Source organism: Pedobacter rhizosphaerae, assembly GCF_900111155.1.
In the GTDB taxonomy this organism is placed as follows: domain Bacteria; phylum Bacteroidota; class Bacteroidia; order Sphingobacteriales; family Sphingobacteriaceae; genus Pedobacter; species Pedobacter rhizosphaerae.
On record NZ_FOGG01000001.1, the window covers coordinates 312,847 to 325,197 of the forward strand.

The 12,351-nt window shown below is 38.1% G+C and carries 15 protein-coding genes; 9 read left to right on the top strand and 6 right to left on the bottom strand.

The window, feature by feature from the left end; all coding sequences use genetic code 11:
- Window positions 1-71: 71 nt before the first annotated feature.
- The 5 genes from BMX11_RS01345 (at window position 72) to BMX11_RS01365 (ending at window position 3,734) form a co-directional block, all read left to right on the top strand.
- Window positions 72-1,364: a sigma-54-dependent transcriptional regulator gene (locus tag BMX11_RS01345; protein WP_317040095.1), complete on the top strand. Its 1,293-nt coding sequence runs from the start codon at window positions 72-74 to the stop codon at window positions 1,362-1,364.
- Between the two features lie 125 nt (window positions 1,365-1,489).
- Window positions 1,490-2,539, top strand: coding sequence for an AI-2E family transporter (locus BMX11_RS01350; RefSeq protein WP_090880190.1), 1,050 nt, complete (start codon window positions 1,490-1,492; stop codon window positions 2,537-2,539).
- A gap of 74 nt (window positions 2,540-2,613) precedes the next feature.
- Window positions 2,614-2,880 (top strand): YtxH domain-containing protein, encoded by a 267-nt coding sequence (locus BMX11_RS01355; protein ID WP_090880193.1) that lies wholly within the window; start codon window positions 2,614-2,616, stop codon window positions 2,878-2,880.
- Between the two features lie 52 nt (window positions 2,881-2,932).
- Window positions 2,933-3,313 carry a phage holin family protein gene (locus BMX11_RS01360; protein ID WP_090880196.1) on the top strand — a complete coding sequence of 127 codons (381 nt, stop codon included), beginning with the start codon at window positions 2,933-2,935 and terminating at the stop codon, window positions 3,311-3,313.
- Window positions 3,300-3,734, top strand: coding sequence for a hypothetical protein (locus BMX11_RS01365; RefSeq protein WP_090880199.1), 435 nt, complete (start codon window positions 3,300-3,302; stop codon window positions 3,732-3,734). Before BMX11_RS01360 ends, BMX11_RS01365 begins: the two co-directional genes overlap by 14 nt.
- A 245-nt stretch (window positions 3,735-3,979) precedes the next feature.
- Here the strand turns inward: BMX11_RS01365 and aspS are convergent, their stop codons facing one another.
- From aspS to BMX11_RS01385, 4 genes are all read right to left on the bottom strand, one after another.
- Window positions 3,980-5,725: an aspartate--tRNA ligase gene (gene aspS / locus BMX11_RS01370; RefSeq protein WP_090880202.1), complete on the bottom strand. Its 1,746-nt coding sequence runs from the start codon at window positions 5,723-5,725 to the stop codon at window positions 3,980-3,982.
- 140 nt (window positions 5,726-5,865) lie between these two features.
- A complete protein-coding gene (locus tag BMX11_RS01375; protein WP_090880206.1) occupies window positions 5,866-6,435 on the bottom strand; it encodes a Crp/Fnr family transcriptional regulator in 570 nt (189 codons plus the stop codon).
- Window positions 6,436-6,463: 28 nt separating this feature from the next.
- Window positions 6,464-6,688: a DUF2798 domain-containing protein gene (locus tag BMX11_RS01380; protein WP_090880209.1), complete on the bottom strand. Its 225-nt coding sequence runs from the start codon at window positions 6,686-6,688 to the stop codon at window positions 6,464-6,466.
- Window positions 6,689-6,772: 84 nt separating this feature from the next.
- The gene (locus BMX11_RS01385) at window positions 6,773-7,177 is read right to left on the bottom strand and encodes a nuclear transport factor 2 family protein (RefSeq protein WP_090880213.1); all 405 of its coding nucleotides are present in this window, start codon (window positions 7,175-7,177) and stop codon (window positions 6,773-6,775) included.
- A gap of 291 nt (window positions 7,178-7,468) precedes the next feature.
- Here BMX11_RS01385 and BMX11_RS01390 point away from each other — a divergent pair, with 291 nt between their 5' ends.
- The 4 genes from BMX11_RS01390 (at window position 7,469) to BMX11_RS01405 (ending at window position 10,570) form a co-directional block, all read left to right on the top strand.
- On the top strand, window positions 7,469-8,026 hold the full coding sequence (locus tag BMX11_RS01390) for an RNA polymerase sigma factor (protein ID WP_262502410.1): 558 nt from the start codon (window positions 7,469-7,471) through the stop codon (window positions 8,024-8,026).
- Window positions 8,019-8,546: a hypothetical protein gene (locus tag BMX11_RS01395; RefSeq protein ID WP_245738550.1), complete on the top strand. Its 528-nt coding sequence runs from the start codon at window positions 8,019-8,021 to the stop codon at window positions 8,544-8,546. The genes BMX11_RS01390 and BMX11_RS01395 overlap by 8 nt, the downstream gene beginning before the upstream one ends.
- A gap of 105 nt (window positions 8,547-8,651) precedes the next feature.
- Window positions 8,652-9,947, top strand: a complete 1,296-nt coding sequence (locus tag BMX11_RS01400; RefSeq protein ID WP_245738551.1) for a hypothetical protein — start codon at window positions 8,652-8,654, stop codon at window positions 9,945-9,947.
- 62 nt (window positions 9,948-10,009) lie between these two features.
- Window positions 10,010-10,570, top strand: a complete 561-nt coding sequence (locus BMX11_RS01405; RefSeq protein WP_090880219.1) for a TlpA family protein disulfide reductase — start codon at window positions 10,010-10,012, stop codon at window positions 10,568-10,570.
- Between the two features lie 54 nt (window positions 10,571-10,624).
- Here BMX11_RS01405 and BMX11_RS01410 read toward each other — a convergent pair whose 3' ends face one another.
- Together BMX11_RS01410 and BMX11_RS01415 are read right to left on the bottom strand one after the other, a co-directional pair.
- On the bottom strand, window positions 10,625-11,500 hold the full coding sequence (locus tag BMX11_RS01410) for a pirin family protein (RefSeq protein ID WP_090880222.1): 876 nt from the start codon (window positions 11,498-11,500) through the stop codon (window positions 10,625-10,627).
- 60 nt (window positions 11,501-11,560) lie between these two features.
- Window positions 11,561-12,091, bottom strand: coding sequence for a YceI family protein (locus BMX11_RS01415; protein ID WP_090880226.1), 531 nt, complete (start codon window positions 12,089-12,091; stop codon window positions 11,561-11,563).
- Between the last annotated feature and the right edge of the window lie 260 nt (window positions 12,092-12,351).

The window sequence follows — 12,351 nt, forward strand, 5'->3', positions numbered from 1 at the left end:
CTTTCCAGATTTCTAACCAGAAATGGTTTTGAAGTATCACCGTAATCAGCGGAAGTTCGGCCTTCGAACTCATGGCTGCACAGACATTTGAACTGGTGTTGTGTGATTATCGCTTAGATGATACTGATGGAAGAGCAATCTTGATTAAAATCAAAGAAAACTATCCTGCTACAGGTGTGATCATTATTACAGGATACTCTGACATTAAATTGGCTGTAGAGCTGATTAAACTTGGTGCTTACGACTATATCACAAAGCCATTGTATCCGGATGAAATCTTAAATACCATCAATAAAGCGCTTGAAACACAAAGGGCTTTAAACGAGTCTGTTAAAACACCAGCTAAGACTGTTGCCTCTCCAAGCACCCCAGCGTACAGTAACCACGCAGATTATATAGATGGCAAAAGTGATGCTTCATTAAAGCTTCTCAAACAGATTCAACTTATTGCGCCCACCAATTATAGCATTATCTTAACGGGGAAAAGTGGTACGGGTAAAGAATATGTGGCAAAAACCATTCACCTGAACAGCCTACGGAAAGATCAGCCTTTTGTGGCTATGGATTGTGGATCGCTAACAAAGGAACTTGCCGCAAGCGAATTCTTCGGACATGAAAAAGGCGCTTTTACCGGAGCACTTTACACCAAAATAGGTCATTTTGAGCAAGCCAATGGAGGAACACTCTTTTTGGATGAGATCGGGAATCTTTCTTATGAAATACAGGCTACCTTATTGCGTGCTGTACAAGAGCGAAAATTAAAAAGAATAGGCAGTACCAAAGAAATTGATTTGGATGTACGCATCATTGTGGCTACGAATGAAAACTTGATTGAAAACATTGACAGCGGAACTTTTAGAGAAGATTTATATCATCGGTTTAATGAATTTTCAATTGCTGTTCCCTCTTTGAAGGAAAGGGAGCAGGATATTTTGTTTTTTGCAGATCGGTTTTTGGCGGTCGCTAATCAGGAATTGAGCAAAAACGTGAAGGGCTTTTCTGAAGAGGTGAAAAAGTGCTTTTTGCACTATCATTGGCCGGGAAATGTGAGGGAGCTTAAAAATATCGTTCGTAGAATGGCCTTACTCACCGATGGATATGAAATTCAGGCAGATGCCTTGCCACTAGAATTATCCAATCGTTTTTCTAAAGATTATGAAAGCGAAAGGTTGCTGACATTAGCCATGGCCAACTTTGCCGAAAGACCCAAGGATTTAAAAAATGCCGCTCAAGAGGCAGAATATGATGCTATTTTAAAGGTTTTAAAGGAAGTCAATTTTAATAAGACCAAGGCTGCCGAAATTTTGAATATTGACCGAAAAACACTTTATAATAAAATAAAGGCCATTAAAATAGAGGAGTAAAAGAAGTTAAGTAAAAGCAACAGAGACTTTGTGTAGCGCGAAACCTTGATCGTTATCCATTTAAAAAAGATTAAAACAAAATAGCTCTTTTTTATATTTAGAGAGTACCAAGCAGCTCACTCAATATGTCAGTATTTTCTTATAAACAACGCAATAACATTAACCTGGTCATCATCATTGCGCTGGGGGTATTAATTGCTTATTCTCTACAAAGCATCTTCGGGGCCATTTTAAGTACATTGGTTCTTTATACCATTGTTCGCCCGGCTTACATACACCTGGCAGAAGAAAAAGGCTGGAATAAAAGGTTTGTGGCTATCCTGTTAATCAGCATTAGCATTGTATTAATTGTACTGCCTTTCTACGCGCTGAGCAGTATGGTAATTAGTAAGATATCTGAACTCAAAAACAATGAAATCTTCTTTAAAAACCTATTGGTAAAGCTTCAGCACCTTATTCCGATAAAGATTAACCAGGATCTGATTCAGGAAGGTTTAAATCGGTTGGGTAATTGGGCTACACAACTTTTTCCATCCTTAATTTCCAGTGCAGTAAACATTATACTCAGTTTGCTGGTAATGTACTTCCTACTCTACTTTATGCTTATTGAGCGTAAAAGATTTGAATTCTCACTGATAAAGTATGCGCCGTTCAGGGAACAAAATGCCTTACGTTTCGGAGATGAAATGCGCAATACCACTTATGCCAATGTATTGGGGCAGGGACTGATTTGCTTGGTGCAGGGTTCGTTGGTTAGTTTGTCTTTTTTTGTGCTGGGGTATCAGGATCCACTTTTTTGGGGAGTAATTACCACCTTTATTTCCTTTGTCCCTGTTTTGGGGCCTCCGGTTGTATTCGTCCCGGCAGCCATTCTGCAAATTGCAAATGGAAATAACTTTGCGGGATGGGCCATGCTTATCTTCGGCTTTGTCGTAATTATCAATATCGATAATGTACTGCGTTTTATTATTGCGAAAAAAGTTGGTAACATACATCCAATTATTACGGTAATTGGCGTAATTATTGGTATTCCTTTATTTGGGATCCTGGGATTAGTTTTCGGGCCTCTATTGCTGTCTTATTTTATTTTGCTTGTTAAAATCTATGAAACCAGTACGTTGGCTTCAGAAAGATTGGAAAGAATTAAAACAAATAACGAGCATAATGAGTTATAAAAATAGCTTAACAGTAAAATAATATAGTAATTTTATATTGTAAGTAATTGTTAAACCCTTAAAATACATAGATTATGAACGATAACTCAAAAGTTGTAGTTGCCTTATTGGCAGGATTGGCTGCTGGTGCTGCTTTAGGTATATTATTCGCCCCGGATAAAGGTGAGGAAACACGCGATAAACTGAGCCAATCGCTAAAAGATTTAGGCGATTCTATAAAAGATAAAGCTGCCGATGAAATTAACAACTTGGCTAGTTTAAAAGATAAAGTGGTAAGCTCAATTAAAACTAAATTGAGAACTGTTGAAGAAGAATATAGCGATGATGTTGAGCATGCTTAATTCATAAAATTATAACCGGGCACCAGTTGCCCGGTTAAATCTCATCTAAACTATGCAAGAAAATAAAGATAAAAGTATTGAAGACCTTGTTGATGATGCCAAAGGCTTTTTAGAAGCAAGGATTGAATATACACGACTTTACCTCGTAGAAAAGGTATCCAAACTATTTGCTGATCTGGTAACCAGTACTGCCGTAATTGTATGTTTTATACTTGCATTTTTATTCGGTAGTGTTACGCTAGCCCTGTTCCTGTCTGATGTTTTAGGCAGTAATACACGAGGTTTTGGCTGCGTTTCGCTCATCTATATCTTACTGGCCATAATAGTATATTTAACCAAGGATAAATACATTGAGAAAGCCATTATCAATGTAGCCATCAGAAAGTATTTTGACAAACTGGCAGATAAGGAGGGCGACGATGAGAAATTATAATATCAGAAACCTTCAGGAGCTGGAAGCGCGTAAACATGAGCTTAAAGTAGAGTATACTTTAAAGCAAGATGATTTAAAGCGAGACACCAAAGCTTATTTTAAGCAGTTTACCCTTGGCGCACTGATCAAAAAGTACGCTACTCCAAGTAATTTGTTTAAAGCAGATGAAAAATTAAACATCAGCAGTACTGCAATGTCTTTAATATTACCTATGATTATGAACAAAACCATTTTCAGGGGGTCGGGATTTATCACGAAAGCACTGGTAGGTTTGGCCTCAGGTAAAGTAGGGAAGTCTCTGGACGCAGAACATTTATCGGCGATATTTAATTCGGTAAAAGGCTGGTTTAGTAAAAAAAGCGAAAAGAAACAGAAAAAGTTTGTAGACTATGGCATTCCGCCAGATAGTGAAACTTACTAGTAATATTAAGCCCTGATTTTATTAAAATCTGGGCTTTGTTTTTTATCTTCAGGGCCTAGAGTTATCAGTGTAATGCTTAAGCAAAACAAGCTAATCCAATCAAAGCATTAATTTTCCTGCCTGGGGGAGCATGACGGCCAAAGGTTCAGGATGACGATTAAGAATGTAAAATGGAAAGCCAACAAAAAAGGGTTGGTGGAAACACCAACCCCGTAGAAAAACTTGAAGGCCAGATTATGGTTTGATTACAAATCTGTCTTTATTTTTAATTCTTTTAACTGTTTCTCATCAATAGTGCTAGGGCTATCAATCATGACATCTCTTCCTGAATTATTTTTAGGGAAAGCAATCACATCACGGATAGAATCTAAACCAGCAAAAATAGAGGTTAAACGATCGAAACCGAAGGCAATACCGCCATGAGGTGGAGCACCGAATTCAAAAGCATCCATTAAGAAGCCAAACTGTTTTTGGGCTTCTTCTGCGCTAAAACCTAAGTGCTTAAACATTAATGCCTGTAAAGCTCTATCGTGAATACGAATTGATCCACCGCCTATTTCAGTCCCATTAATAACCATATCGTAAGCATTTGCACGCACTTCTCCCGGTTTAGTATCTAACAAGGAGATATCTTCAGGTTTAGGTGAAGTAAATGGATGGTGCATGGCATGGTAACGCTCAGTTTCTTCATCCCACTCTAATAATGGGAAATCTAGTACCCACAGCGCAGAGAATTTATTTTTATCACGCAAACCTAAGCGGTTACCCATTTCTAAACGCAGTTCGTTTAGTTGCTTACGTACTTTATCAGTGTTTCCAGCCAAGATTAACAATAAATCGCCCTTCTCCGTTTGGAAAGCTTCGCTCCATTGTTTCAAATCTTCCTCGTTAAAAAATTTATCAACAGATGATTTAATGGTTCCATCATCATTATGACGGGCATAAATTAAGCCTGTAGCGCCAATTTGCGGGCGTTTAATAAAGTCTGTTAATTCATCTAGTTGTTTGCGGGTATAGCTTGCAGCACCTTTGGCATTAATACCAACTACCAGTTCTGCATTGTCAAACACAGGGAAGCCTTTACCTTTTACTAAATCATTAAGCTCTACAAATTGCATGTCGAATCGGGTATCCGGCTTATCAGATCCATATAAACGCATGGCATCAGCGTACTGCATACGTGGAACAGCAGGCAAGTCATAATCACGAACTTCTTTAAATAAAGTACGGATTAAGCCTTCAAAAGTGTTCAATATATCTTCTTGTTCAATGAAAGACATCTCACAGTCAATCTGTGTAAATTCAGGCTGACGGTCAGCTCTTAAGTCTTCATCTCTAAAGCATTTTACAATTTGAAAATAACGGTCAAAGCCCGAAACCATTAACAACTGTTTAAAGGTTTGCGGCGATTGAGGTAAAGCGTAAAATTCGCCTTCGTTCATTCGGCTAGGTACCACGAAATCTCTTGCTCCTTCTGGTGTCGATTTGATCAGTACAGGAGTTTCCACCTCGATGAAATCTAAGCCATCTAAGTATCTGCGCACAGATTGTGCTATTTTATGACGTAAAATCAGGTTGTTACGAACCGGATTACGGCGTAAATCCAGGTAACGGTATTTCATGCGAAGCTCATCACCACCATCGGTTTCATCTTCAATCATGAAAGGTGGAAGTTTGGCCGCATTTAGAATCTCTAAAGCCGAAACTTTAATTTCAACCTCTCCCGTAGGAATTTTAAGGTTCTTATTACTGCGTTCTACAACAGTTCCAGTGGCCTTGATTACAAATTCACGGCCTAAACCACGAGCACTTTCACATAATTCGCGATTATCGTCCATGTTAAAAACCAATTGTGTAATGCCGTAGCGATCACGAACATCAATGAATGTCATGCCTCCTAAATCTCTTGATTTCTGCACCCAACCACACAAGGTTACACTATCACCTAAATTTTGTAGGCTTAATGCACCGCAAGTTACTGTTCTTAACATATTTGTAATTCTAATTTGAGCGGCAAAAATACCGATTTTGTTTTAAAGTTTAGAAAGGAAGATTTAAGGAATTTTCGCCAAATAAATTTAGGTGCAGGCAAATGAGCAGCAATCTCGTTTAAGGTGAATGTTTTAGCAACCTATACCTTTGATTTTAATCTGCTTAAGGTTTCTTGTGAGATGTTTAGATAGGAGGCCACCATTTTGTTCGGCAGTCGCTTTACCACTGTAGGGTTTTTGTTAAGCAATTCTCTGTACCGTTGTACGGCGTCAAGGGTATTGAACGACATTAACCGGTTAGTATTGGTTACATAGGCATACTCCAGGTAGCTTCTGTAAAATTTTTCCCATTGGGGAATAATTTCAAGCAGGCGATAAAAGTCGCTTTGGTTAATGTAAAGCAGTTCAGTAGATTCTACTGCCTGAACAAATTCCAGCGACTCCTGATTGGTTATAAAGCTAACCAGTGCGGTGGCAAATTGATTTTCAAAGGCAAAAAGGCGGGTAGCTTCTGTACCGCCTTCATTCAGGAAAAAAATACGCAAACATCCTTTCAGAATAAAAAAGATCCGTTGGTTCGTTTCCCCAGGACTAATCAATAACTCATTTTTTTTAGCTTTTAAGGATTTGAAATAGGACAATGCTTTTTTCAAATCTTCATCACTGATATCGATTTTCTCTTTAATATATACCGAAAGCTGTTTGTGCATCAATTCAATTTTACCCAAAATTAAAGATTTAGGGTTTTACAGTAACCTTTTCGGCTAACTTTCTGGCAATAGGAATAATAATAAACGCAGATAAGTACGACACCGGTAGCATTACACTCCAGGCTTTCAAAAATTTGAAGAACCAGTCTTCGCCAAAGCCATAGTTGCGCATTAGCCCAACAAATGCCATAATAAGTGTCATAGGAATCACCACAAACAAGGTGTTGAGATATTTAAAGTGTTCTTTCTTCATTTTTTAAGTTTATATTTTTAACTGATGCAAAATTGCAGTGCTTTTAAAAACTAAACTTTGATATAGGTCAAAAAATGAAGGGAATTAATATTTCTCTTCTAAAACGATTTCAACAGCGATAATTTTCCAATCGCCATTGATGTTTTTCCAATGATTGATTTCTTCCGTTTGGATGGTGTGCTTTTTAGAAAAAAGCAACAGGTTCGGTTTAATTAAAATAGATTTTCGGGCAATCTTCTCGGTAAAAATACCGTCCTCTTCTGTCGATTTAATGCGGTAATGGCTGGTTTGATAGGATTTGATATTTCTAAAAGAGCGTTCTAATGACGTGAGGAGTTGTTTTTTAGAAAGTGAAGCTCCAGCTGCATCGGTATAGTTTAGGCTATCGTCAAAATGGCTTACAAAATCATTCGCATCTTTATGCACTAAAGCTTGATTGGCTTTTTGATGTATCTTATCTATCGCGGCTATAATTAAATCAGTTTCCATGGTATGAAGTTAGAATTTTGTTTTGCGAATTCAAATTTATGATGATAGGAGCTTTCTTTTTCCATAAACTTAATTTGGCAGAAGCATGTGAAAAATTAACCATAAAGCAAATTACAGGTTGCTATTCAGATTTTGGCTTGTAGCGTTTCGATGGAAACAATCTTTTCATTTTGTTACTAAGAGAGATGGAAACCAGACTTATAACTTGCCACCAATAACTTAAAAACTTTTTTCTACCTTAATGCAACGTTTCAAAATCTCCCTTGTCTTATAATCAGAATCATCAAAATTTTGGAAACCGTCTACGTAGATAAAAACCTAGAACTAGTAAGAGCGTGCATGCAGGGAAGCCGGGCAGCGCAGTTTGAATTGTATAAACTGTATGCGAAGGCGATGTATAATGTGGCCCTGCGCATTTTAAACTACGAAGAAGAGGCGGAAGACGTATTGCAGGAATCTTTTCTGGATGCGTTTACCAGGATTGTTGATTTTAGACAGGAAACGACCTTCGGCCTGTGGTTGAAACAGATTGTGATTAACAAATCAATCAACTACCTGAGGAAGCGTAAGTTTGAGTTTGTTGGAACAGATGAGCTGGGAGAGCTTGCAGATGAAGTGGGTGCAGATGAATACGAAGTACAGCTGCAGGCAGAAGAAATTAGAAGAGCAATTACAGAACTTCCTGACGGTTATCGGGTGGTGTTGAGTTTGTATCTTTTAGAAGGCTATGATCATGAAGAGATTGCCCATATTTTGAAGATTAGTGAGAATACCAGCAGAACACAATACATGAGGGCGAAGAAAAAGCTCAGAAGCATTTTAGAACAGAAAGGGATGAGAGATGAATAATAGATTAGAAACATTTGTAAAAGAAAACCGTCGGGCATTTGATGTGATGGAGCCCTCGGCGGGGCTTTGGGCCAAAATTGAAAAGGAGCTCGAGGTTAAAAAGAAAAAAAAGCCTGTAAAGCTATATTTATGGATGAGTGCCGCGGCCGCTATCGTTGTGGTTTTGGGCATCAGCTGGCTTTACTTAGGAAGATTAAATGGCAACGACGTAAACATTGCAGACGTTAACGAGGCTTACGCAAAAAAGGAGGTACACTATGCAGGATTGATCACAGAAAAGCGGGATAGCCTGGCCATTTTTGCTTCTGCGAATCCGGATTTATATAAAAAATTCACCGCAGACCTAAAGAAATTGGATGATGATTATGAACGACTGAAAGAGGAGCTTCCTAAAACACCCAATCAAACCCTGGTGGTAAATGCCATGATTGAAAATAGAAAAATACAGCTGAGGTTGCTTAAACAACAGTTATTAATCATCAATCAGGTTGATGATTATAAAAGAGTGAATCAAATTTAAAAGAAACAAAATTGCAAAATAAGTTTGCGATCAACGCTCACCACATTTAAATGGATGAACCAGTCGGCGGGTTTTAGGATTTGAATGAGCATAATAGTATAACACATGAAAACGACAGGATATTTTTTGGCCTTTATGGCTTTAATCGCCGTAAATACAAACGCTCAGCAAACGGTTATTGAAAATAATAGCCCCTCAGAAAAATATGCCGTAAACACGGTTACCGTAAGTTCAGCTCATGTAGCTGCTCAGCAGGTACAGCAAACAGAACAGGTAGGTAGTGATGCCGAAAGAACGAAATCTTTCAGTAAGAGTTTTAGCGTTGATCATAACGATAAAGTCAATCTGAATAATCAATACGGTGCCATTACCATTAAAACCTGGGATAGGAAAGAGGTTAAGGTTGATATTGAAATTAAAGCCTACAGTAATTCTGACAGTGATGCGCAGAAGCTTATTGATGAGGTTAGCATTGATGCCAATAAGGTGGGTGATGTAGTTTCTATCAAAACAATAATGGGTGGCCGCGATGGAAGGTATGGCCGAAAGATTAAAAATGGGGTTACTACCTGGAGAAGAGAATTAAAGGTAAGCTACATTCTTTATATGCCTGCGGTGAATCCCTTAACGGTATTGCAGCAATATGGGAACGTGGATATGGGTAATTTCTCTGGCCCAACGTCACTAAAAGTACAATACGGAAACCTGAATGCTGGTAATTTAAGCAATGCAAATAATTACATCAATGTTCAATACGGCAAAGCAACCATCCAGGAAATAAATACGGCTACAGTGAAACATGAATATGGTGCGGGTGTAAGTATTGGTACTGCAGGTACCCTTGCTGTTGATGCTGAATATGTGGCTGTAAATATCAATACCATCAGGAGATCGGCAGATATTAAGGTTCAGTATGGAGGAGGTTTAACGGTTGGAAGCATTCTGGGGAATTTATTGCTCAATAGCGAATATGCGAAGGTAAATATCAACAGTATCAAAGGTAACACGGTAATTAAGCAGTCTTATGGAAATTTAGCCTTGGCCAGTGTAGGGAAGCTCTCTTTAAAAACAGAATATACCAATGTGGCGATAGGAGCTTTAAACGGCGATGCCAATATTGATATGGAGTATAATAAAATTTCTATCGACGATATAGCTCCTGCCTGTAAGAATTTTACTTTTAATGCCGAATACGTTAGTGCAGGTTTTGGATTTGGAAATGGTTATAGCGGAAATTTCAGTGTCAATAATACCTATTCAGGCTTTAAATATGGCGGTAATGTAACTGCTAATCTCGTGAGTAAAGATGATGAAACGAAAAGATATTCAGGGAAGATTGGTAACGGTAGTGGAGGTAATCTGAACATTAAAGCAGAATATGGTTCTGTAACATTCAAATAAAATTAATAAACCAAATAGAGAAGTCTTGCTGCAAAGCAGGACTTTTTTGTTTGCTTTGTAGCATGAGAAAATACCTTTTTGCATTCGCGCTCTTTATTTATGCTTTGAGTTTAAAGGCGCAAACGGCTCCTGTTAAATGGGCTACGCAAGAAACCTTCTTCGAAGATTTAACGGGAAAGAAATTGCCAGATTTCAAGGGAAAAACAATTAAGGCATTACCTTTTACAAGCAAGAGCCTGAAAGATCAGATTGTATTAATTAACTTTTGGTTCGAAAAATGTCCGCCATGTATCAAGGAAATGCCTATTCTGAACCAGTTGGTATCGAAATATGGAGGAAAGGGCATTCGTTTTATTGCGATCACAAATGATCCCGTATTAAATGCAAGGAAGTTTCAGCAAAAGGCAGGCTATCAATATGAGGTGGTGTGCTTAACTCAAGCCGAAATCAGCAATCTGAATATCAACCATGGCTTCCCTACAAATGTTTTAGTTGGGCAGGATGGGAAGATTATTTACGCAACAGCAAACTTCTCTTTAAGTGATGAATTACCGGAAGTAAAAGCTAAAACCATACTATTTGAAGAGAAATTAAAAGCCGAAATTACGAAAGCTAAAAAGTAAAAAAACCGACGCATCCAAAGACGGGCCGGTTCAAAATATAATTGATAAACCTAATTACTCTTCCAGATATCCAAATTTGCCTTGATTGTAATCTTCAATAGCCTGCTGGATTTCCTCTTCGGTATTCATTAAAAAAGGGCCATATTGGCTAATTGGCTCATTAATTGGCGCTCCACTTAATATTAATACAATGCTGTTTTCTAAAGCTTCTACTTGAATTTCTTCTCCCTCATGGGTAAAATAAACAAAGCTGTCTACAGGCGCTGTATCCTTTCCGTTAATGCGGATGCTACCTTCTACTACCATAAAGCCAGTGTTGTACTGTTTCGGGAAATTAAAGTTGGCCTGAGCACCAGTGTTTAATCTTGCATTGTACACCTCGATGGGTGTAAATGTACTTGCTGCACCTGTCAGGCCCCGGTAATTACCAGCAATAATTTCGATACGGCCGCCATCATCAGTTAAATTAAAAACAGGCATCTCCGACTGCTTAATGGCCTGGTAATTCGGCTTACTCAATTTATCTTTTGCTGGCAGATTTACCCAAAGTTGGATCATTTGGAATGGTCCGCCCGTTAAGCTATAGTTTTTTTCATGGTACTCCTTGTGTAAAATGCCACTTGCTGCGGTCATCCATTGTACATCACCTGGATAAATTACACCACTATTCCCCGAACTGTCGTGGTGAGCCACCGCGCCATGATAAGCAATAGTAACGGTTTCAAAACCACGATGGGGATGAATGCCAACACCACGTGGTTCTTTCCTGGCAGAAAACTCAATTTTAGAGCCATAGTCCATTAAGAAAAATGGATCCATATTAACCTGATATCCGCTAGGGAAAAAATTGTGCACCCGAAAGCCATCACCAACCATATGTGGTGCAGGAGCTTTCAATACATTTAATACTTCTTTTATATTGGTTTCCATATTACCTCCATGGAAAATTTAATTCAGCCCGCTGAACTGCAGGCTGTGTTTGAAAGAGAATTAAGCTTGTTTTACAAACTGTAACTCACCTAAAAGGCGAACTTCTTCACTTACCATTACACCGCCAGTTTCTAAAGCCGCATTCCAGGTTAAACCAAAATCTGTACGGTTAATTTTTCCGCTTAAAGTAAAACCAGCTTTAGTATTTCCCCAAGGATCTGTTGCAATACCACCAAATTCGGCTGTTAATTTAACGGGTTTAGTTTCTCCTTTTATGGTAAGGTTTCCTTTTACTGTATAATCATCACCATCTTTTTCTACAGATGAAGATTTAAATTCAATGTGCGCAAATTTCTCTGCATCAAAAAAATCTCCGCTTTTTAAGTGGTTGTCACGATCGGTATTTCCGGTGTCGATAGAACCAATATCTCCTTTGAAAGAAATTTCTGCATTTTCAAAATCGTCGCCATTTGAAGATAATTCAGCTGAAAATGATTTTAAGCTACCAGTTACAGTAGTGATCATTAAATGTTTTACTTTAAATTGTAATTCACTGTGGGTTGGATCTAATGTCCATTTTGTAGTTGCCATATCTTTTTGTTTTTGAGATGTTTAATATTTATAACACAAAAGTACAGCGCAGGTTTGGAAGCGGAATTGATGTATGGTAAGTAATGATTAATTGTTGAATTGGTGAGATGTTTAGCTGGTGAGTTGAGGTGAGCATTCACTCATTCAAAACTCGCTCATTCGATAATTAATGATTGAAGGATAGAATGAGAGAATGATTGAATTTGTTTAATTGCTTAACTGGTGAGTTGTTTAGCTGGTGAGTTGGGGTGAGCATTCAC

Coding starts and splice junctions, on each gene's coding strand:
- BMX11_RS01345 (WP_317040095.1), top strand. CDS start 72: ATGGCTGCACAGACATTTGAACTGGTGTTGTGTGATTATCGCTTAGAT.
- BMX11_RS01350 (WP_090880190.1), top strand. CDS start 1,490: ATGTCAGTATTTTCTTATAAACAACGCAATAACATTAACCTGGTCATC.
- BMX11_RS01355 (WP_090880193.1), top strand. CDS start 2,614: ATGAACGATAACTCAAAAGTTGTAGTTGCCTTATTGGCAGGATTGGCT.
- BMX11_RS01360 (WP_090880196.1), top strand. CDS start 2,933: ATGCAAGAAAATAAAGATAAAAGTATTGAAGACCTTGTTGATGATGCC.
- BMX11_RS01365 (WP_090880199.1), top strand. CDS start 3,300: ATGAGAAATTATAATATCAGAAACCTTCAGGAGCTGGAAGCGCGTAAA.
- aspS (WP_090880202.1), bottom strand. CDS start 5,725: ATGTTAAGAACAGTAACTTGCGGTGCATTAAGCCTACAAAATTTAGGT.
- BMX11_RS01375 (WP_090880206.1), bottom strand. CDS start 6,435: ATGCACAAACAGCTTTCGGTATATATTAAAGAGAAAATCGATATCAGT.
- BMX11_RS01380 (WP_090880209.1), bottom strand. CDS start 6,688: ATGAAGAAAGAACACTTTAAATATCTCAACACCTTGTTTGTGGTGATT.
- BMX11_RS01385 (WP_090880213.1), bottom strand. CDS start 7,177: ATGGAAACTGATTTAATTATAGCCGCGATAGATAAGATACATCAAAAA.
- BMX11_RS01395 (WP_245738550.1), top strand. CDS start 8,019: ATGAATAATAGATTAGAAACATTTGTAAAAGAAAACCGTCGGGCATTT.
- BMX11_RS01400 (WP_245738551.1), top strand. CDS start 8,652: ATGAAAACGACAGGATATTTTTTGGCCTTTATGGCTTTAATCGCCGTA.
- BMX11_RS01405 (WP_090880219.1), top strand. CDS start 10,010: ATGAGAAAATACCTTTTTGCATTCGCGCTCTTTATTTATGCTTTGAGT.
- BMX11_RS01410 (WP_090880222.1), bottom strand. CDS start 11,500: ATGGAAACCAATATAAAAGAAGTATTAAATGTATTGAAAGCTCCTGCA.
- BMX11_RS01415 (WP_090880226.1), bottom strand. CDS start 12,091: ATGGCAACTACAAAATGGACATTAGATCCAACCCACAGTGAATTACAA.